Origin of the sequence: Pseudobacter sp. (assembly GCF_051955275.1) — a bacterium.
Classification (GTDB): domain Bacteria; phylum Bacteroidota; class Bacteroidia; order Chitinophagales; family Chitinophagaceae; genus Pseudobacter.
In genome coordinates this window covers 1-20,348 of sequence record NZ_JBQCGW010000033.1, presented here as the reverse complement: position 1 = coordinate 20,348, position 20,348 = coordinate 1, and the positions used below count along the sequence as shown (strand labels likewise).

Sequence of the window (20,348 nt, the reverse complement as noted above, 5' to 3'; positions counted from 1 at the left end):
CCCTTAAAGGATAAAAAATATCGATATGTCTGCAAATAATGAACATACTAAACAAGGCGTAAAGAAAAAGCGCAGCTATACATTCCCGGTGATCCTCGCCATCCTGGTGGTGGGCGGTGGCTGGTATGGTATCAGCAAATATATCCATGCACAGCATCATGAAGAAACGGATGATGCACAGGTAGAAGCCAATATCAGTCCGGTTATTCCCCGCATCTCCGGTTATGTCACCGAAGTGCGTGTGAAGGACAACCAGATGGTGAAGAAAGGGGATACCCTGCTGATCCTGGACGACAGGGATATGAAACTGAAACTGGAACAGGCCGAAGCTGCATTGCTCACTTCGCGCTCCAACCTGGAAGTGGTGCGCGCCAATGCCGGGGCCGCGCATGCGAATATCGCCACTACCGAAGCTTCTGTGTCTACCATCGATGCGCAGATAGAAACAGCCAAAGTGAATGTATGGAGGGCCAGCGAGGATTTCAAACGTTTTGAAAACCTGATAAAAGACCATTCCATCACCCAGCAGCAATTTGAACAGGCGCTTGCTGCAATGCAGACTGCCGAGAAACAATTGCAGGTATTGCAGCAGCAGAAAGGACAGGCATCGCGCCAGGTGACTGCCGTGAGTTCACAAAGCAATGCCACTGCATCTCAGATCGGTGTGGCTTCAGCAGCTATCAGGGAGAAGGAAGTGGCAGTGGATGATGCAAAACTGAACCTGTCGTACACCGTGGTTACCGCCTCTTCTGATGGCAAGATATCCAAAGTGAATGTGCGTGCAGGCCAGTTTGTGAATGCAGGTGCTGCATTGTTCAGCATCGTACAGGGAGATGATGTTTGGGTTGTGGCCAATTTCAAGGAAACACAGGTGGGACGGATCCGCGAAGGACAGAAAGTGATCGTGGCAGTGGATGCGTTCCCCGGTCATGAATTTGAAGCAAGGGTAGGCTCTTTCTCTCCCGCTACCGGCGCACGTTTTGCCCTGTTGCCTCCTGATAATGCAAGCGGCAACTTCGTGAAAGTGGTGCAGCGTCTTCCTGTGCGTATAGAGTTTACGAACAACAATGATTCCCTGGTCAATCTGTTGAAAGCAGGTCTCAATGTGGACGTGGACATTCACCTGGATACTTTCAATTAATCTTTTAAAAAGATGCAAGATCAAAATTCACTGGTAGAGTATGGAGCGCGGCGGGTGATCATCACCATTACAGCCGTGATCTGTGCGCTGCTGGAAATCATCGATACAACCATTGTGAATGTTGCTATCAGCGACATGCGTGGTACGCTCGGTGCTACGCTCAACGAGGTGAGCTGGGTGATCACTGCCTATGCAATTGCCAACGTGATCATAGTGCCCATGACCAGCTGGCTCTCCCAGCAGTTCGGCCGTACCAACTATTTTGCGGCTTCGATCATTCTTTTTACCGTTTCATCTTTTCTCTGTGGCAATGCCACCGGGATCAATGAACTGATCATATTCCGTTTCCTGCAGGGCCTGGGTGGCGGAGCATTACTGGTTACCTCTCAAACCATCATTACTGAGATATTCCCGGTAGAAAAACGCGCCATGGCCCAGGCTATTTATATGCTGGGTGTGATCGTGGGGCCAACACTCGGCCCTCCGCTCGGTGGATATATTATCGAACAGTATGCATGGCCATATATCTTTTACATCAATATCCCGGTGGGCATCCTGGCCACCTTGCTGACTCTCCGGTATATCAAAAGCCCGAAGTATGCCGACAAGCGTAAGCCCTCTGAGGTGGACTGGCTGGGCATCGGCCTGCTGGCAACAGCAGTAGGCAGTTTGCAGTATATCCTGGAAAAAGGACAGGAAGAAGACTGGTTCAACAATACAACTATCATTGTACTTACTGTAACAACTGTGCTGGGCTTCTTCTTCTTTATCTGGCGGCAGCTCACCTTCAAATATCCCATTGTGGAGTTGCGGGTGCTGGGGAACAGCAATCTGCGTATTGGTGTGATACTCTCGTTCATCATGGGATTCGGTTTGTACGGATCTACATTTGTGATACCTGTTTATACGCAATCCATTTTAGGATGGAATGCGCAGCAGACGGGCATGCTGATGGTGCCCAGTGCGCTGATGATCGCATTTATGATGCCGATAGTGGGGCAACTGATCCAGAAAGGCGTATCGCAGAAACTGCTGATCGCAGGAGGGTTCATCATTTTCTTCCTCTTCTGTATGGGCTGTTATTATATTATCACTCCATCAACAGGCGGGGATAATTTCTTCTGGGTGCTGATGGTGCGTGGTGTAGGGCTGGGTTTCCTGGCTGTGCCCGTTTCAGTGATGTCGCTCTCCACGTTGAGAGGGCAACAGATAGGGCAGGGGGCAGCCTTCTCCGGAATGATGCGCCAGCTGGGCGGATCGTTTGGTGTGGCGATGATCTCAACATTCATCTCACGGCAGAATATGCAGCACCGGAGCACACTGGTGTCTAAACTGGATATATATGATCCCGATGTGCAGAACAGGGTGGAGATGCTGAAGCAATCTTTCATTGCGAAAGGGCAACCCGTGAATGTGGCGGAAGGCTCTGCTTACAAACTGCTGGAAGGCACGGTGAACCTGCAATCCACTGTATTGTCGTACATGGATGTGTTTTTATATGTAGGATTGATGTTCCTGGTTTGTGTGCCCATCGTGGTCTTGTTTGTGAAACGTTCTAAAAATAAAGTGAGTTTGTCCGAAGCGGCACACTAAAATAAAACGGGCTATTGAAGTTGTTATGATGACTACCGGGAAACCAGTAGTTTTAAAATACTACTCTTCGGGTATTGTTACCTGTTGTACCGGCTGATATTTTTGCAGCTAAATTTTCTTTAGTCATGAAACAACTCTCTGTTTTACTTTTTGCCCTGTTCCTTTCCCTTGCTGTGAGCGCTCAGAACGGCGCCTATTCCAAAGGTGATAAATTATTGAATGTAGGCGTGGGCCTTAACTCTTATTACAGTGGTGGTCTTCCTGTTGGTGCTTCATTTGAATATGGAGTAACGGAAGATATCAGTGTTGGTTTGAATGTTGATTACCTGTCTCATAAATACAAAGCATTTGGTGAGTACAAATTCACTGCCCTGTATTTTGGAGCGAGGGGATCTTATCATTTCAATACACTGCTGAATATCGAAAATGAAAAGATCGATGTGTATGCCGGTGCAACCCTGGGATACCGTTCTTTCAGCTGGAGCGATGATTATACTGCTGGTGGTTTGAAGAACAGCTATGGCAGTGGTGTATACCTGGGTATCTTTGCAGGTGGTAAATATTATATTACCGACAATATCGGAGCTTTTGTTGAGCTCGGAGCCATCGGGTCAACCAATGCCCGTCTTGGTGTAGCTTTTAAGTTTTAAGGTTAACTGGCTAAATAATGAACGCCTGCAGGTGAAAGCCTGCGGGCGTTTTCCGTGTTGGGGGCTAACGGTTGTTCGGAACCGGGGGCTTTTCTACCTGTTTACCCCGATAATATATTTTGAAAAAAGCGCTTATCTTTATTTTTGCTAAGCCGAACTGCTGTTCCGCAAGGCTGAACTGATTTATTGCACCGTTTACCCTGCTATACCCCTGATGCTTCTTTATAGCACATACACAGATGAGCAATTGTTCCAACTTCTTCAAAGCGGGGATCAGAAGGTTTTTGAAGAGATCTATAATCGTTACCATAAGCCTGTTTACGCCTATCTGCTGGGTTTTGTAAAAGACAATTCCCTGGCGGAAGACCTTACCCATGAGGTGTTTATGAAGATCTGGGACATTCGTAATCAGGTTACTTTACATACTTCTTTTTCTTCTTATTTATTCAGGATCTGCCATAACAAGGCTATCAACACCCTGGAGAAAATAGCGTCAGACAACAAGCTGCGCAATAGGGTAATGCTTCATTTGCAAACCCTTTCCTCTTCTGAGATCCAGGATGCAGGCAAGTTGAAAGAGTACGATCGTTTGCTGGAAACTGCGCTCGAATCCCTGCCCCCTCAGCGCCGGAAAGTATTCCAGCTCTGTCGGGAAGAAGGCAAAACTTACGATGAAACGGCCTCCCAGCTTGGTATTTCACGAAACACCGTTAAGGAGCATATGGTCAAAGCCCAGAAAGCGCTCCGCAGTTTCCTGGACGAAAAAGGAGAAATCGCCTTCCTGCTCCTGGTAATTGCCAATTATTTCTAAAAATTTCCATTTTTCGGACCACCCTCTTTTTATGGTTTCCTGTCTGCCTGATAGGAACTATGCAAAATTCATTGTCATATTACAGGCAGCTACTTGATCATTACCTTGATAGCGCCATTACCACAGAGGAAGCCGATAAGCTGTTTGATTTTATTAAACAACAACCTGAGCAGGCCCGTGAGCTTTTGGATGCTTACCGGGATGCAGACCTCGGCGAGCGTTTCAGGCATCTTGAAAACATAGAAGCGGCTACCAGCCGCCGTATGTTTGACAGGTTGGTCGGAACAATCTCTGCAACCCCTGAGCAACCTGGTATTGCTACCGTTCACCGTGTTCATTTCCTGAAAACAGGCTGGTTCCGTTATGCGGCGGCAGCTGTGCTGATCACTGGCGCCGTTGCTACGGTTTACCTGCTGAACAGGCCGGAAGAGAAGGTGGTGGCCACCGTTGCAAAAAATATCCAGACCGATATTCCTGCAGGTACAGATAAAGCCACGCTCACTTTGGGCGACGGCAGCAGGATTGTGCTGGATGATGTGCAGAACGGAGAGCTAGCACAGCAAGGAGATGCCAGGATCAAAAAACTCCGAGATGGTCAGCTGATCTACGATGCAGCAGAAAACAGCAAAGCAAAAGTTGCTTCCAATACGCTCAGCGTTCCCCGTGGCGGCCAGTACGCACTTACATTGTCCGACGGAACGAAAGTCTGGCTCAATGCATCCTCATCCATAAAATATCCGTCTGTTTTTGCGGGTGCGCAAAGACTGGTGGAGATCAGCGGTGAGGCATACCTGGAGATTGCGAAGAACACGCGTCAGCCTTTTGTGGTGAAGACCGATGAAACGGAGATCCAGGTGCTGGGCACCAGTTTCAATGTGAATGCTTATGAAGATGAGCATGCAGAAAAGACCACATTGATAGAGGGCAGCGCCAGAGTGATCAAATCATCTTCAGCTCAGGCGAAGCTGCTGATCCCCGGTCAGCAGGCTGAGGTTGCGGAAAATGTAGATGATGTAAAAGTGCAGGCCGTTGACACCGAGCAGACCATCGCCTGGAAAAACGGATTTTTCAGTTTCAACAATGCAGATATCAAAACTGTGATGCGGCAGCTGAGCAGGTGGTATGATATCAATATAGTGTACGAGAACGGAGTGCCTCAGCAGCGCTTCGTAGGAGAGATGAACAGGAGCCTTACGTTATCACAGGTGTTGAAAGGCCTGGAAGTGACAAAGGTGAATTTCAGGTTAGAAGGCAGGAATCTGATAGTGATGCCTTAGAAATTAAATTAGTAACTCCCAACCCAAAATACAGTTATGGTATTCTTCTCTCCACCAGGTTCAGCCTGGTTTTCAACCAAAACACTGCGCGTCCTGAGGATGTTGGCAGTATTAATTGTCGGCTGTGTGATCCAGGTGTCGGCAAGTTTTTCACAGGCAGTAACCCTCAAGGTTAAGAACGCTCCGTTAAAGGAAGTACTTGCTGCGGTGAAAAAGCAAACAGGCTATTCATTTTTTTACAATGCGGAATTGCTGGCTGATTCAAAGCCAGTGACACTGGACGTGCAGAAAGCTTCATTGGATGAAGTGTTGAAGGCGGTGTTCAACGGACAGTCATTAAATTATGTGATCGAAAACAAAACGGTTTTCATCAGCCGGACCACAAAGGTGAAGGCAATGACTGATGAAGGTATTCCGTTTTATGTGTCGGTGGCTGATCCGATCAGGATCCGGGTAACGGGTGCTGATGGTCAGCCGCTTTCTGGCGCTACGGTGGTGATTAAGAAGTCGAAGAAGTCGGCGGTTACTGATGCGCAGGGTAATATTACTGTGAATGCGGATGCCGGAGATATTGTTACCGTGTCATATGTAGGATACGCTACACAGGATATAAAGATCGGAGAGGGGCAGAATTCGCTGATGGTAACGCTCCAGACAAAAACGGATTCCAATGAGGAAGTGGTTGTGATGGCATATGGTCAGAAAAAGAAGAGATCAGAAGTTGTTGGTTCTGCTTTCCAGATCAATGCAGATAAAATAGCCACCATGCCTGCAGTAAGACTGGATGCGATTCTTGAAGGTCAGATGCCAGGCGTTAGCGTTACACTCAATAATGATGGCGCCAACAGCACCAAGCAAAGAATGAATATCAGGGTTCGTGGTACCGGTTCATTCAATGCCTCCAATGAACCGCTCTGGGTTATCGACGGTACTCCTGTTTATACAGGTGATAATACCAACCTGATCCCTGGCATTCAAACAGGTGTTACTCCCTTGTCTTATATCAATCCGGAAGATATAGAATCGATCACCGTTCTCAAGGATGCATCGGCTGCAGCTATTTATGGAGCGAATGCATCCAATGGTGTTATCCTGGTTACTACCAAGTCCGGTAAAAAAGGCAAACCACAATGGGGTGTTTCGCTTCAGAATGGTTTTTCGCATATCAATGAAAGTACAAGATTCAAAACATTGAATGCTTCTCAATACATGGAGCTTGCGAAAGAGTCCTGGATTAATTCAGGAAAGGATATGACCACCTTCCCGTACAATGACAATGAGCTTAACAATTATAGTACAACCAGTACCGACTGGCTGGATCAATACTATGGTGTGGGTGTGGTGAATAATCTCAATCTGAACCTGAGCGGGGGAACAAAAAAACTGGAGTACAGGGCATCAGGTGGTTATTATAACAATAAGTCCACTATCAAAGGAAACTCGCAGAACAGGGCATCCGTGATGGCCAGTCTGAAATACAATATCAGTGATAAACTGTCTGTAGGATTGATTTCCAGATACTCTTACAACAAGAACACAAACTTCAATCCTTCTCAGGATTATATTCAGTTCCTTCCGATTTACTCTCCTTACAATAATGATGGATCTTACCGTTTGTATAACAGAAGGATCGATGGAGCAGATGTTGATGGTAACCCCATTTATATCAATCAAAGGTTCCTGAACTCAGTTGCTGCCAGAGAAGAGAATGATGATAATCAGTACACCAACCTTTTCAATAATAATATCATGGTAGATTGGAAGATTCTGAAGAATCTGCAATCCACCACACAGGTAGGAGTGGATTACTCTCAAACAAATGAGCGCATGTACAGGGCCAGAACCAACTGGACCGGTATGCAAACAGATGGTACTCCTGTTGGAAATGCTTACAGGTATGATAACAGAACTACCACAAAAACACTCGTTCAACGCCTGGATTATAGAAAATATATCGGGCTTCACACGTTTGGCGCTCTTGCTGGTCTTGAACTTAATTCAAGGAGATACAAAACAACCGGCGCCTGGGGTACCGGGTTCAATGACGATAATCACAGGTCTGTTGATTATGCTGCTACCATCAATCCAAGTGATACTAATATATCAGAGGAAAAAAAGGCTTCTTATTTTGCCCAGCTCAGCTATAATTACGACAGCCGTTATTACCTGGTTATGACTGGGCGCAGGGATGGTAGTTCCACCTTTGGTTCTGACTCCAGGTGGGGTGATTTCACTTCCATTGGAGTGAACTGGAATGCGAAGAGAGATCTCCTTCCGGAAAATAAAACAATTACCACTTTGCGTGCCGGTGTTACTTATGGCAAGACCGGTAACTCCAGGATCGGAGCCAATGATACTTATGGTAATTATTCTTACAGTAACTCTTATGTCTATGACGACCTTACCGGAGCTGTAATTGCGAATATTCCTAACAGAAAGCTTCGGTGGGAATCGGCATTGCAAACCAACCTTAAACTTGAAGTGGGGCTGTTTGATCGTGTACACTTCCTGATTGAAGGGTACAGGAAAAAAACAAGAGAGGCGATTGTTGAAGTACCCATATCGCGTACTACCGGGGAGAAGCTGGCTGCAACCAATGCCGGTGTGCTGCAGAATGAAGGTATTGAAGCTACAGTAAGCATTGATGTTATCAGAAATGAGAAGAAAAGTATCTACTGGACAATCGAGCTCAATGCTGCTCATAACAGGAACAAAGCCCTTAAACTCTATAATGAGAACGATAGGACGCATGGTAATTTCATCTGGAGAGAAGGGTATGATATCAATACCTTCTATCTTATCAGGTGGGCAGGAGTTGACCCAAGGGACGGTGTACCTTTGTGGTATGATGCAGAAGGAAACATTACACGTTCCTACAGCATCAATAACAGGGTAGCATGGAAATCAGCCAACCCCGATGTAGCCGGTGGGTTCAGGACCAGTTTCAAGTACAGGCAATATTCACTTTCTGCACTGTTTACCTATTCTATCGGCGGTTACCAGTTCAGCACATTCAGCAGAAGCATCAATTCTGATGGTTTGAATATCGGTGCGCAGAATCAGTCTGTGAACCAGCTCGACAGGTGGCAGCAACCGGGTGATGTGGCAATCAACCCCAAGCCTATCTGGGGTGTAACCACTCAGTCAACCATGAACTCCACCCGCTTTGTATTCAATACAACAAATATGCGCTTGAGCAATCTCGTGCTCGGTTATGAGCTTCCACAGAAAACCATTGAAAGATTTAAGTTGAAGGGAGCTACGGTTCAGTTGATTGGAAATGAACTGCTTTTTGTAACTCCATACGACAAAAAGGACAGGAATGGGTTTAAGCAATCAAGAGGCGGATACCCACTTGAGGCAAGCTATTTGTTAGCCATAAACGTCAATTTTTAAGATCATGAGAAATAAATTTATTTATATAGCGATTCTCCTGTTTGGACTGGGCACCAGTTCCTGTGAGAAATACTTTGAAGTGGACAATTCTACGAGGCAAACTATCCCCAAGAACTTTTCTACCATCGAAGGTTTCAGAGCAAGCATCATTGGAACTTATAATACAGTGATCGATTATTATTCTGAGAACTCCTTCTACATGTATGCTGATGTTGCCGGGAATATGACCAATATCACCAAGCCTGGTTTCGGTTATCTGAGGGAACAGCATGATTTCATATCGTCACCTGATGACGAGTTGCTGGCTGTGGGGTATTACTGGCGCTTTGCATGGACTGCCATTGCGAATGCCAACAATATCATTGAATATTATCCCGGCTTTTTGGAAACGAATCCCGGGACCAAACCAGAACTGGACCTGATCAAGGCGCAGGCGCTTTTTGTAAGGGCGCTTGGACATTTTGATCTGTGCAGAACCTATGCCCAGCCTTATAATTATACGGCAGATGCCAGTCATCCCGGTGTTCCGGTGGTTACAAGGAACCCGGCTCCCGAAGATGGATTTGCAAGATCAACTGTAAAGCAGGTGTATGATCAGATCATAAAAGATCTGAAAGAGGCTGAGCAATTGTTTGGGAATTCTGCTGCTCCAACTCAGTATTATGCATCAAAAAAAGCTGTGCAGGCATTACTGGCTAGAGTATACCTCTATTCTGAAAACTGGGATGAGGCTATCAATTATTCCACTCAGGTGATCAACGCAAGTACACTTGCAAATGCATCTAATTATGCTGACATGTTCAATAAGCCGGTACCTGGTGTTGAAACCATTTTTCTTTTGAACGGAAAATTGAAATCTAAAAAGTTGGGTGAAGCATATTCATTGAAGGACCCTACCTATATACCAGCCGACACGTTGATTAAATTGTTTGATGATCCAACGGATATCAGGTTTCAGTTATTCCAGCTGGATGGGTCTAGATATCTTACAAAAAAGTGGAATCTTATTCCTGCTCCTGCAGCCAGCCAGGACCACTATGATCCTATCATTCTCCGTGCTTCTGAAATGTATTTCATCAGGGCTGAGGCCAACCTGGCAAAGGACCGTTTCACAGAAGCTGCTAATGATATGAAGGTGATCATCGGACGAGCTCTGAACAAGCCTGTGAATGACATTGTACTGGATGAGACAGAAGCGGGACTGAAAAGTACTATTATAAGAGAGCGCGCAAAAGAGTTTTGTTTTGAAGGACAGAATTTCTTTGACATTACGAGAATGAAACAGGACCTGATCCGTGGAAGCACTACCACTTCGCTGGTAAAGCGCCTGAATTATCCCAGTGATCTTTTTGTGCTGCCTATTCCTCAGCAAGAGATCGATGCCAACCCCGCCATGCGCGGCAACCCAACCGTAAATAAATAGCATATGAAACTGATATTATATACTGCTTTTTTTGCTCTCCTGTTCAGTTCATGCTCTAAGAACGAACATGAAAGATATGATCTGCGTTTTGTTCATATCATGGACAATGGAGCTTCTACTGTCAACATAAGCGAAAAAGGAAATTCCATAGGAACTTACAATATCTACCTGAGCGCTCCTCAATTTCTGGAACCTGTAACTGTTACGTACAAAATCACAGTAGGTGCAGGACTCACCGAGGGAGTGGATTATGAATTATTAAATCCTGCTGAATCTGTTACTTTCCTGCCTGGCATTTATGATATGCCTGTAAGGATCAGGTGGAAAGCAAATCCTGTGGATCCGGCCGCAGACAATACAATTAAGATTGAACTGCTCAGAGCGAGCAATGGTGATTTTACTATCGGTTTACCAGGTAAAGACCAGCTGCAGAAAAGCCTGACAATAACCAAAATCCCTTAACCCAACTAAAAGATTAATATGAACCTAAGATATATTGCTTTTGCAGTCTGCATGTTAGTCGCTTTTGCATCCTGTACCAAAAAAGCAGATGTTTGGAAAAGGGCTGATGTAAACGAGGCGAAAATGCTTTCCTTCGGATTTTACAAAGCTGACAATCCTGATGTACTGGTAAAAGATTATGTAATTACGCAGGTGAATTCCAGTAATATTTTGGTGCTGATGCCTCCGAATATTGACAGAAATGGCCTGGTTGCAAGATTTACAGCCGGTGATAACGATATTATCCGCGTAGGTAATACCGTGCAAAAGAGTGGCGAAACAGTAAATGATTTCAGAGTTCCGGTTGATTATATTCTGACTGATGGAAATAATAATGCCAAGTACACTGTAACTATTGCCAGGGGCGGTGATTATATCTGGAAACCTGTTCCTTTCACAATTGTAGATTCTTCTACAACAATCAGTATGAAAGTAAATCCGGTTAACGGCAGTCCTTATATCATGTATGCTCAATCCAGAACTTCAACCGCTGATTCAAAAGCTGCTATGGCAGTGTATGAAAATAACCAATGGGTTGATCTTGGAGCCATCTCCGATGGAAGAGCGGGTAACTTTGATTTTACTTTCAGCAGCACAGGAGTTCCCTACGCATCCTATGCTGATTACACTACACCAACTGCACAATTCAATACAGTCAAAAAACTGGACGCTTTATCATGGACCCTGGTAGGTAATAAGGGATTTACTCCAGTAAGGGTTACTTATAATGCTATTGCTTTTGATAATGAATCCAGATTGCAGGTGTTCAGTGCTATGGATGCCGTTGGTGGCGGATTTGCGAGAAGAGAACTCGGGGTTTCTACATTCGAGAATAATGTCTGGACAACTGCAAAAGTTCCAGGGCGCTTGTCAACATTGTCCACTTATTTAAATGTAGCCAAACTGAAGAATGGAGCTCTATATGTTGGTATTTATAATGCTATCACTCCTAATTCATTCTCAATATATAAGTTTGCGAATAATACCTGGACAACACTGCTGGATCAATGGCGTGATCCTGCTGCTACAACCGGAAATATCTATGATTTTGATATAGACGTGGATGATAATGGAAATGTATACGCAGCTTTTGTTGATAACAGCGATGCCGCTGTATCAAAACATCGGGTTATTAAATACAATGAGGCTAGTCAGACTGTTACATCTGTTGGAAGATATCTTACAGGTGCTACAGGAAGTTCCGTAAACTTTGATCTGGCGCTCTCCCCCAATGGTGTACCATACCTGTTTTACAGAGCAAGCGGTAACTACCCCACTATTGTTTCATTTGATGAGGATTCGCAGGATTGGACAATTCCTGCAAGTTTCGAGTCTGAGGCTGCAGATCAGCTGATGCTTGATTTCGCTCCAAATGGTGAAGCATATCTCGCTTATCTCAAGAACAGGAAATTCTTCGTTCAAAAATATTCCGCACCCTAAATACCCGCCCCCAGTGAAAAAGATCTGTGCCCTGGTGTTAGCAACTTTATCTCTCACAATAGCTGGACTTGCGCAAAGCAAGTTCAGCTTTGTGTTCATGTCAGACATCCACTATACCCAGAAGTTCAATGCGCCCAAAGGCTTTCAAATGCTGATAGATACATTGAACAAGCTGAACCCTGACCTGGTAATGGTAGGAGGGGATATCATCTATGATGCGCTTCGCGTTACGGAAAAAGAAGTAGTGGGTAATACCAATGCCTATTTAAAGGCTGCGTCAAATATCAAAGCACCCCTGCATTACGCAGTGGGTAACCATGAGATCTTTGAGCTTTACCAGAAAACAGCCGATACCAGCGGCGCCCTCTATGGCAAACGCTTCTACGAAAAGTTCTTCGGTAAAACCTATTATTCATTCGACCATAAAGGCTGGCACTTTATGGTGCTCGATAATATTTTTATCACCCCCGACAGGAAGTATATAGGAAAGATCGACAGCGTGCAACTGAACTGGATCAAAGAAGATCTGAAGAACCTGGACAGCAAAACACCCATTGTAATGATGATGCACGTGCCGCTGATCACTACGCTCTCTCAACTATATGGTGGTGGCACCAATGCAAACGATGATAAGGTAGCGGCTGTTGACAGTCACAGACTGCTCAGGTTGTTTGAGTCAAAGAACCTGAAGCTGGTTCTGCAGGGACATCTGCATTATTTTGAAGCATTGAATGTGCTCAATAAAACCACGTTCATTACTGCCCCCTCTGTTTCCGGAAAATGGTGGCGCAGCAAACAGCATGACATCGAAGAAGGATTTATCAAGATCAATGTAGACGGAGATAAATTCGATTATGAGTATATCGATTTCGGATGGGAAGCTAAATAACCCAACGGTTCAGGCAATGGAGGATGCTACTGGTAACAGTGGCATCCTCTTCCTTTTTATAAACAGTCATTATCCCGGCCTTTAAAATAACCCTGAGGTTGAGGCGGCATAATATAGTTCATCTTGTTGGTTGGTTCACTCACCGGAGGCTGTAATGGTATTACGGTAGCTTCTTTCCGGATTACAGGAGTGATCACGGCCAGCTCCATTTTTTTTACAGGGATTGTGGTATTCATAATCAAAAGTTTTTCAATAGTAAGATTCAAGCGCCGGATACATCCAGTGACTTCAGGCTTGACTCAATAAACAAAAATCTGTTTCGTGAATTTTCAGTCTCAATGCCATGTTTGATCATGGCTGGAGGAAAGGTGCACTGGATTAATTCAAAGCTCATGCCATCAACTGATTACCCGTAACATGCCAGAGAAACCTTGCATCAAAGGGGAAACGCATTTCTGGCTTACCCTGACCCATTTCCAATCGTGGAGTATATTGGCCAAACCTGTCCCATGTTGCACCATAGAATAATCCAGTTTCAATTCAAAAAAGCCGCTTCTGTAGAGACAATAGGATAAAGCTTATTCTTTGTTTTCAGTACACATTCTGTTTACCGCTTCCCCGGGTTTTGGCACTTGATTTATGCAAGTAGCTGTGATTCCAACCTTTGCATCTATCTCTATGTCAAACTACCCACAATATGAAAATACGAACTAAGACAGGCCAGCCATCCCCACTCGGAGCAACCTGGGATGGTAAAGGAGTGAACTTCGCGATCTATGCCTCACATGCGGAAAAAGTTGAACTTTGCCTTTTTGATGATCCCGATGCCTGTACTGAAGCTACCCGGGTAGAAGTCTCCAATACATTTGATGGCGTATGGCATGCATACCTCGAAGGTATACAACCAGGGCAACTCTACGGCTATCGGGTACATGGTCCTTATGATCCGGAAAATGGATACCGGTATAATCACCATAAATTACTCATAGATCCTTACGCCAGGGCTATTACCGGCCATCTCAAATGGGATAATGCAGTTTTCGGTTATGAGATCGGGCATCCCGATGGAGATTTACACTTTTCTGAAACGGACAGCGCTCCATTTATGCCAAAGTGCGTGGTGGTGGACCCGGGTTTCAACTGGGGGAAGGATAAATCGCTTAATATCCCTTTCGATAAAACCATCATTTATGAAGCACATGTAAAAGGTCTTACCATCAACCATCCCGATATCCCGGAAAATATCCGGGGCACCTATTCAGGCCTTGCTCATCCCGTAATGATCAGGTACCTGAAAGAACTCGGCATAACGGCCGTTGAGCTCCTGCCCGTTCATCATTTTGTACAGGACAAACACCTTATAGAAAAAGGGCTCAGCAATTACTGGGGGTATAATACCATCGGATTTTTTGCGCCAGAGCCGCTGTACTGCAGTACAGATCAGGTAGGCGACCAGGTCAGAGAATTCAAATCGATGGTGAAGACATTGCATGCGGCTGGTATAGAAGTGATCCTGGATGTGGTGTACAATCATACCGGAGAAGGTAATCACTTCGGACCTACCATCTGTTTTAAAGGCATCGATAATGAGGGCTATTATAATCTTTGTGATAACAAAAGGTATTATGAAGATTTTACCGGTACTGGAAATACGTTCAATACCGCCAATCCGAATATACTGAAACTGATCATGGACAGTCTCCGTTACTGGGTCACTGAAATGCATGTGGATGGCTTCCGTTTTGATCTGGCCTCCACCCTGGTGAGGGAGCTTAAGGAAGTGGACCGGCTGAACGCCTTCTTCGATATCATTCACCAGGACCCGGTGATCTCAAGAGTAAAGCTGATTGCAGAGCCATGGGATATCAGTGAAACCGGTTACCTGCTCGGGAAATTCCCACCGATCTGGGCGGAATGGAACGACCGCTACAGGGATTGTATGCGTAATTACTGGCGTGGAGCAGAAAGCCAGCTGTCTGAATTTGCTGCCCGCTTCACCGGCAGCGCCGATCTCTATGAGAATACCAACAGGCAACCCACCGCCAGTATCAACTTTATCACTGCGCATGATGGATTTACTTTACGGGACCTGGTAAGCTATAATGAGAAACACAATGAAGCCAATCTCGATGATAACAAAGATGGCAATAACGATAACTACTCTTGCAATTACGGAGTGGAAGGTCCAACAGATGATGCCACTATTAATGCTGTCAGAAGCAGGCAGCAGCGTAATTTTCTGGCCACCCTGTTGCTGTCTCAAGGGGTTCCCATGATCGCCGCAGGTGATGAGATCGGTAAAACACAGCAAGGTAACAATAACGGTTATTGCCAGGACAATGAGATCAGCTGGATCGATTGGGAAAATGCGGACCGCGAGCTGTTGCATTTCACCAAACTGGTGATCAGGCTCCGGAAATCCCACCCTGTATTCAGACGAAAAAGATGGTTCAAAGGAAGAGAAATGGCTGGTGGCGGTATGGAAGAGATCGCCTGGTTCATGCCAAATGGAAATTTTATGAATGATGATGACTGGAATAATGGCTTCGCGAAATGTCTGGGTGTAATGCTGCAGGGATTGGAAGAAGACATCGATGACGATGAAAAACAAACGATGCAGTATAATTTTTACCTGCTCTTCAACGCGGATGGTAGTGAAGTCCCATACACCATCCCCTCAACATTGAAGGATGCATCCTGGAAGAAGGTGCTGGATACGTCTGCACAGGGATTCCGCGGCGACCGGAAAATTTACAAAGCAGGTGATACGCTGCCTGTGTCAGCACAGTCATTGGTAGTTCTTCAAAGTAAGAAAGGATCGAACGAAGATGTGTCCCCGGAAAAACTGCATACTGTTTAAAGTAGTGCGTGCAGACATGTATAAACAATTACACAAAGAAAGGGAAGCGAGTGCGCTGATAAAAGACAGGTACGCGCAGTAAACGTTGGTATATAAATGGTATGGTTCAGAGAAAACAAACTATCTGTATGATTAAGTATATACGGACAAATAGTTTATCGGTTGTTTTCCTGTTGTTATTCGTTTTCAGTTTGATCGGCCAGTACTTTACCGGCCTGCAGGAATATAATAAAGAAAGACAGGATAATGGCCAGGCACCTGTATCAGCAGGCAATTATATCCGGTCGGGACATTTCATTCAATCCACTTTTGAGAACTGGGAAAGTGAATTTCTTCAAATGGCCCTCTTTGTGATCCTGACCATCTTTCTGTATCAGAAAGGCTCATCGGAGTCCAAGAAATTTGAGGGCGAGGAAGAAGTGGACAGAGAGCCTTCTCCAAAACGTAAGGGCGCTCCCTGGCCGGTCAGGAAAGGAGGGTGGGTGTTAAGCCTGTACAAGCATTCACTGAGCATTGCGTTACTCCTGCTCTTCCTGCTTTCCATGTTGCTGCATCTGCATGGCAGTCTGAAAGACGAGAATGAACAACTGGCTGCCAAAGGCCTTCCACCTGAAACTCTGGGTAAATACATTGCCGACAGCCGGTTCTGGTTCGAGTCTTTTCAGAACTGGCAAAGTGAATTCCTGTCGGTCTTTGCCATAGTGGTGCTTTCCATTTTTCTCCGGCAGAAAGGCTCCTCACAGTCCAAGCCGGTTGATGCTCCTCATGATGAAACAGGCGAATAAAAAAATACAAATGGCAACTGTAGCGTATCACGCATCACATGAACAATTTTCTCCTTCGCACCTGCTTGAACTGGCCATCAAGGCTGAGAAAGCCGGATTCGATGCCATTCATTCCTCTGATCATTTTCATCCCTGGAGTAAAAGGCAGGGGCAGAGTGGGTTTACGTTCAGCTGGATCGCAGCTGCATTACAGGCCACCCGCATCCCTTGCAGCATGGTATGTGCACCCGGACAAAGATATCATCCTGCCATTGTAGCCCAGGCCATAACCACTTTAGCGGAAATGTATCCTGACCGGTTCAACATCGAGCTCGGTAGCGGTGAAGCATTGAATGAATGTATCACCGGAGAGCCCTGGCCGGATAAAAAAGACCGGAATGCAAGACTGCTGGAATCTGCGCAGGTGATCAGAAAATTACTGAATGGAGAAGAAGTCACTCACAGGGGTATGATCAATGTGAAAGAAGCAAAATTGTATACGCTTCCCCTGTCGGTACCGCTTTTGTTCGGATGTGCATTGACCCTGGAAACTGCCAGCTGGCTGGGTGAATGGGCTGATGGCCTGCTTACTACCTGTGATGATATCGAAGATACCAGACAGAAAGTGGATGCATTCAGAAGTAAAGGCGGCGAAGGAAAACCGGTATTCCTTCAGTTGTCTTTTTCCTATGCAAGAGAAAAGGAGCAAGCCGTTATGAGTGCATGGGATCAGTGGCGATCCAATATGGTAAGTGTTGAAAAACTGGCAGATCTTTCACTGCCTGCGCATTATGATGAAGCTTCGCAGGATATTACGCCTGAACAGGTGGCTGAAAGAATACCGGTTTTCACTTCCATGGATGAAATAGCTGAACGTATCCGGCTACTGGAGGATAATTGTCGGCCGGACCGTGTTGTTCTGCATAATGTGAATCATTACCAGGAGGATTTCATTGAAGACTATGGTAATTATAAGCAACGCACGCATATCCTGTAAGCGGGCCGGTTCTGTAACTATTTCAATACTTATCTATGAATATTCAATGGCCTGATGTTGGGGCATTTTTGCATGAGGGCAACAGTTGCACATTCATACTTTGGGCGCCGGAGGCGGAAAAAGTGGAACTGCTGGTAAATGGAAATAAATATTCTCCGGAGAAACTGGAGCATGGATATTATTCCATCACGCTTCCGGATATTACCGAAGGTACCAGGTATCAGTATAGGATTGATGACTCGGAACCCATGCCGGATCCGGCTTCCAGGCACCAACCTGATGGTGTGCATGGCGCTTCGGCCGTTGTTGGTAATAGCTTTGTGTGGACGGACCATCAGTGGAAAGGAATGAATACTGGCGAGCTGATCATCTATGAGATCCATACGGGAACATTTACACCATCAGGCAGTTTTTATGGGATCATTGAAAAACTTCCCTACCTGCAATCCCTGGGTGTAAATGCTATAGAGCTCATGCCTGTTGTTGGTTTTGCCGGGAACCGGAACTGGGGGTACGACCTGGTCTGCCCGTTTGCCGTTCATGAAACTTATGGTGCTGCCAGGGGACTGAAAGAACTGGTAAATGCAGCGCATGAAACGGGAATTGCCGTAATACTGGACGTGATCTGTAATCATCTCGGGCCCGAAGGGAATTACCTCACCAGTTATGGACCTTACCTGACAGAAAAATATAAAACACCGTGGGGGCCGGCCATCAATTATGATGATGAATGGGCTGATGGCGTGAGGCATTATTACTGGCAGAATGCACTGATGTGGCTGAATGAATTTCATATAGACGGATTAAGACTGGATGCCGTTCATGCCATCAGGGATTTCAGCGCCGATCATTTCATTGCGGTTTTACAGCGCAAGGTGAATATGCTGGAACAGGAATGCGGGCGAAAGAAATTCCTGATTGCCGAGATGGACCTGAATGATCCGAAATACATAAGTGATACCGCCAGAGGTGGCTATGGGCTGGCTGCTCAGTGGATTGATGAATTCCACCACGCTTTGCATTCCCTGGTCACCAAAGAGAAGAATGGATACTATGAGGATTTTGGCGAACCCTGGCACCTGGTGAAATCCATCCGTGATTCTTATGTGTACACAGGTCAGTTCTCCGTTCACCGGAAAAAGCATTTCGGTGTACCGGCCGGAGACTTGCCGTATGGACAATTTGTAGTATTCGCCCAGAACCATGATCAGGTGGGCAACCGGAAACAGGGCAACAGGCTGAGCACCATGCTGCCATTCGAATGTTTGAAACTGGTAGCAGGTACTGTTTTATTATCACCGCATATTCCCTTGCTCTTCATGGGAGAGGAATATGGAGAAAAGAACCCCTTCCTGTTTTTTGTGAACTACAGCGATGAGCAGTTACGCGAGGCTACCAAAAAAGGAAGAGAAGAAGAATTCAGCTATTTCAAAGATGATAGTGTTTCGCCTGATCCGAACCTGCTGGAAACTTTTCAGCAAAGCAGGCTTTCCTGGAACACCGGGGAAAAGCAGGCTGCTGCACTCTTTTCCTATTATCAATACCTGATCAACCTCAGGAAAACCAGAGCAGCGCTGCGTTGCCTGGACAGGAAGCATCTTCAGATCCTTCCTGTTGAGGAAGAAGGTCTTATTGGCTTCAGCAGAACATCCGGTAAAGAACAGTTGCTGATATTCCTGAATTTCAATCCAGCCGCTGTTACTACTGAATTCCCGCTTTCTGGCGGGGTAAGTAGAATATTCGATTCGTCATCTGTTGAATGGGGTGGTGAAGAGAAGCCTGCTAAGGATGTAATGAAGGACACCTGGCAGATCAACCCGTATTCCGTTGTCATTTTTGAAAAACAATTATAATGTATCTTCCAGCTTCTACCTACCGCATACAATTGCATGCTCAATTCAATTTCAATGCTCTCCGGGAGCAACTGGATTATCTCCATCAGCTTGGGATCAGTACCATTTATGCTTCTCCTGTTACAATGGCATCAAAAGGAAGTATGCATGGATATGATGTTACTGATCCATCAGTATTGAATCCTGAGATCGGAACCGAAGAAGAACTGAGTCTGATCAGCCGGATGCTGCAACATAAAAAAATGGGTTGGCTGCAGGATATCGTTCCCAATCATATGGCGATGTCAACGGAGAACAGCAGACTGAAGGATGTTCTGGAACGCGGCCCTGACTCCGCATTTTATGAATACTTCGATATCAACTGGAAGCATCCTGACTTTCCCGGAAAACTAATGCTGCCTGTACTGGAAGAAGCCGGACCTGCGCCTGGTTCCTTCAGCATCGTCAAAAAAGAAGATACATTTTATCTGAAGTATAAAGAACTTTTGCTGCCGGTTTCTTTGCCGGCTTTACAGCTGCTTCAGGAGCAGTTGAACGATGCGTCAGGTAAAAATGAAGATACGCGGCTGGATGCAATCAATACTGATGAAAAACTGATAAAACAGCTGCTGAATAAGCTGTATTATGTCCCATGCTATCATCGTGATACCGCCACCCGCATCAATTACCGTAGGTTCTTTACGGTGAATTCGCTCATTTGCCTGCGGATGGAAAGAGAGGAGGTCTTCAACGATTATCACAGCAAGATAAAGG

At 45.5% G+C, this 20,348-nt stretch carries 16 protein-coding genes; 15 read left to right on the top strand and 1 reads right to left on the bottom strand.

Going from position 1 to position 20,348, the window contains the following annotated elements:
* Positions 1-25 precede the first annotated feature (25 nt).
* The 10 genes from ACTHMC_RS03555 (at position 26) to ACTHMC_RS03510 (ending at position 13,121) form a co-directional block, all read left to right on the top strand.
* Positions 26-1,141, top strand: a complete 1,116-nt coding sequence (locus ACTHMC_RS03555) for an HlyD family secretion protein (protein ID WP_440410874.1) — start codon at positions 26-28, stop codon at positions 1,139-1,141.
* A gap of 12 nt (positions 1,142-1,153) precedes the next feature.
* On the top strand, positions 1,154-2,734 hold the full coding sequence (locus tag ACTHMC_RS03550; RefSeq protein ID WP_440410873.1) for a DHA2 family efflux MFS transporter permease subunit: 1,581 nt from the start codon (positions 1,154-1,156) through the stop codon (positions 2,732-2,734).
* 125 nt (positions 2,735-2,859) lie between these two features.
* A complete protein-coding gene (locus ACTHMC_RS03545; RefSeq protein ID WP_440410871.1) occupies positions 2,860-3,384 on the top strand; it encodes a hypothetical protein in 525 nt (174 codons plus the stop codon).
* A 247-nt stretch (positions 3,385-3,631) separates the two neighbouring features.
* Positions 3,632-4,195 carry an RNA polymerase sigma factor gene (locus tag ACTHMC_RS03540; protein WP_440410869.1) on the top strand — a complete coding sequence of 188 codons (564 nt, stop codon included), beginning with the start codon at positions 3,632-3,634 and terminating at the stop codon, positions 4,193-4,195.
* 59 nt (positions 4,196-4,254) lie between these two features.
* The gene (locus ACTHMC_RS03535; protein ID WP_440410867.1) at positions 4,255-5,472 is read left to right on the top strand and encodes a FecR family protein; all 1,218 of its coding nucleotides are present in this window, start codon (positions 4,255-4,257) and stop codon (positions 5,470-5,472) included.
* 99 nt (positions 5,473-5,571) lie between these two features.
* Positions 5,572-8,868 carry a SusC/RagA family TonB-linked outer membrane protein gene (locus ACTHMC_RS03530; protein WP_440410865.1) on the top strand — a complete coding sequence of 1,099 codons (3,297 nt, stop codon included), beginning with the start codon at positions 5,572-5,574 and terminating at the stop codon, positions 8,866-8,868.
* Positions 8,869-8,872: 4 nt separating this feature from the next.
* Positions 8,873-10,291: a RagB/SusD family nutrient uptake outer membrane protein gene (locus ACTHMC_RS03525; protein ID WP_440410863.1), complete on the top strand. Its 1,419-nt coding sequence runs from the start codon at positions 8,873-8,875 to the stop codon at positions 10,289-10,291.
* 3 nt (positions 10,292-10,294) lie between these two features.
* Positions 10,295-10,753, top strand: coding sequence for a hypothetical protein (locus ACTHMC_RS03520; protein WP_440410861.1), 459 nt, complete (start codon positions 10,295-10,297; stop codon positions 10,751-10,753).
* An 18-nt stretch (positions 10,754-10,771) separates the two neighbouring features.
* Entirely contained in the window at positions 10,772-12,232 is a 1,461-nt protein-coding gene (locus ACTHMC_RS03515; protein ID WP_440410859.1) for a hypothetical protein, read from the top strand.
* A gap of 13 nt (positions 12,233-12,245) precedes the next feature.
* Positions 12,246-13,121, top strand: coding sequence for a metallophosphoesterase family protein (locus tag ACTHMC_RS03510; RefSeq protein ID WP_440410857.1), 876 nt, complete (start codon positions 12,246-12,248; stop codon positions 13,119-13,121).
* A 56-nt stretch (positions 13,122-13,177) separates the two neighbouring features.
* Here the strand turns inward: ACTHMC_RS03510 and ACTHMC_RS03505 are convergent, their stop codons facing one another.
* Positions 13,178-13,357, bottom strand: coding sequence for a hypothetical protein (locus ACTHMC_RS03505; protein ID WP_440410855.1), 180 nt, complete (start codon positions 13,355-13,357; stop codon positions 13,178-13,180).
* 461 nt (positions 13,358-13,818) lie between these two features.
* Between ACTHMC_RS03505 and glgX the strand changes: the two genes are divergently transcribed.
* The 5 genes from glgX to ACTHMC_RS03480 form a co-directional block, all read left to right on the top strand.
* Entirely contained in the window at positions 13,819-15,981 is a 2,163-nt protein-coding gene (gene glgX, locus ACTHMC_RS03500) for a glycogen debranching protein GlgX (protein WP_440410854.1), read from the top strand.
* A gap of 128 nt (positions 15,982-16,109) precedes the next feature.
* Positions 16,110-16,766: a DUF6766 family protein gene (locus ACTHMC_RS03495; protein WP_440410852.1), complete on the top strand. Its 657-nt coding sequence runs from the start codon at positions 16,110-16,112 to the stop codon at positions 16,764-16,766.
* A 10-nt stretch (positions 16,767-16,776) separates the two neighbouring features.
* A complete protein-coding gene (locus ACTHMC_RS03490) occupies positions 16,777-17,742 on the top strand; it encodes a TIGR03885 family FMN-dependent LLM class oxidoreductase (RefSeq protein ID WP_440410851.1) in 966 nt (321 codons plus the stop codon).
* A 35-nt stretch (positions 17,743-17,777) separates the two neighbouring features.
* Positions 17,778-19,595, top strand: coding sequence for a malto-oligosyltrehalose trehalohydrolase (gene treZ / locus ACTHMC_RS03485; RefSeq protein WP_440410850.1), 1,818 nt, complete (start codon positions 17,778-17,780; stop codon positions 19,593-19,595).
* Positions 19,595-20,348, top strand: a 754-nt coding sequence (locus ACTHMC_RS03480; RefSeq protein ID WP_440410848.1) for an alpha-amylase family glycosyl hydrolase, incomplete at its 3' end; no start/stop codon positions are given. The genes treZ and ACTHMC_RS03480, both read left to right, overlap by 1 nt.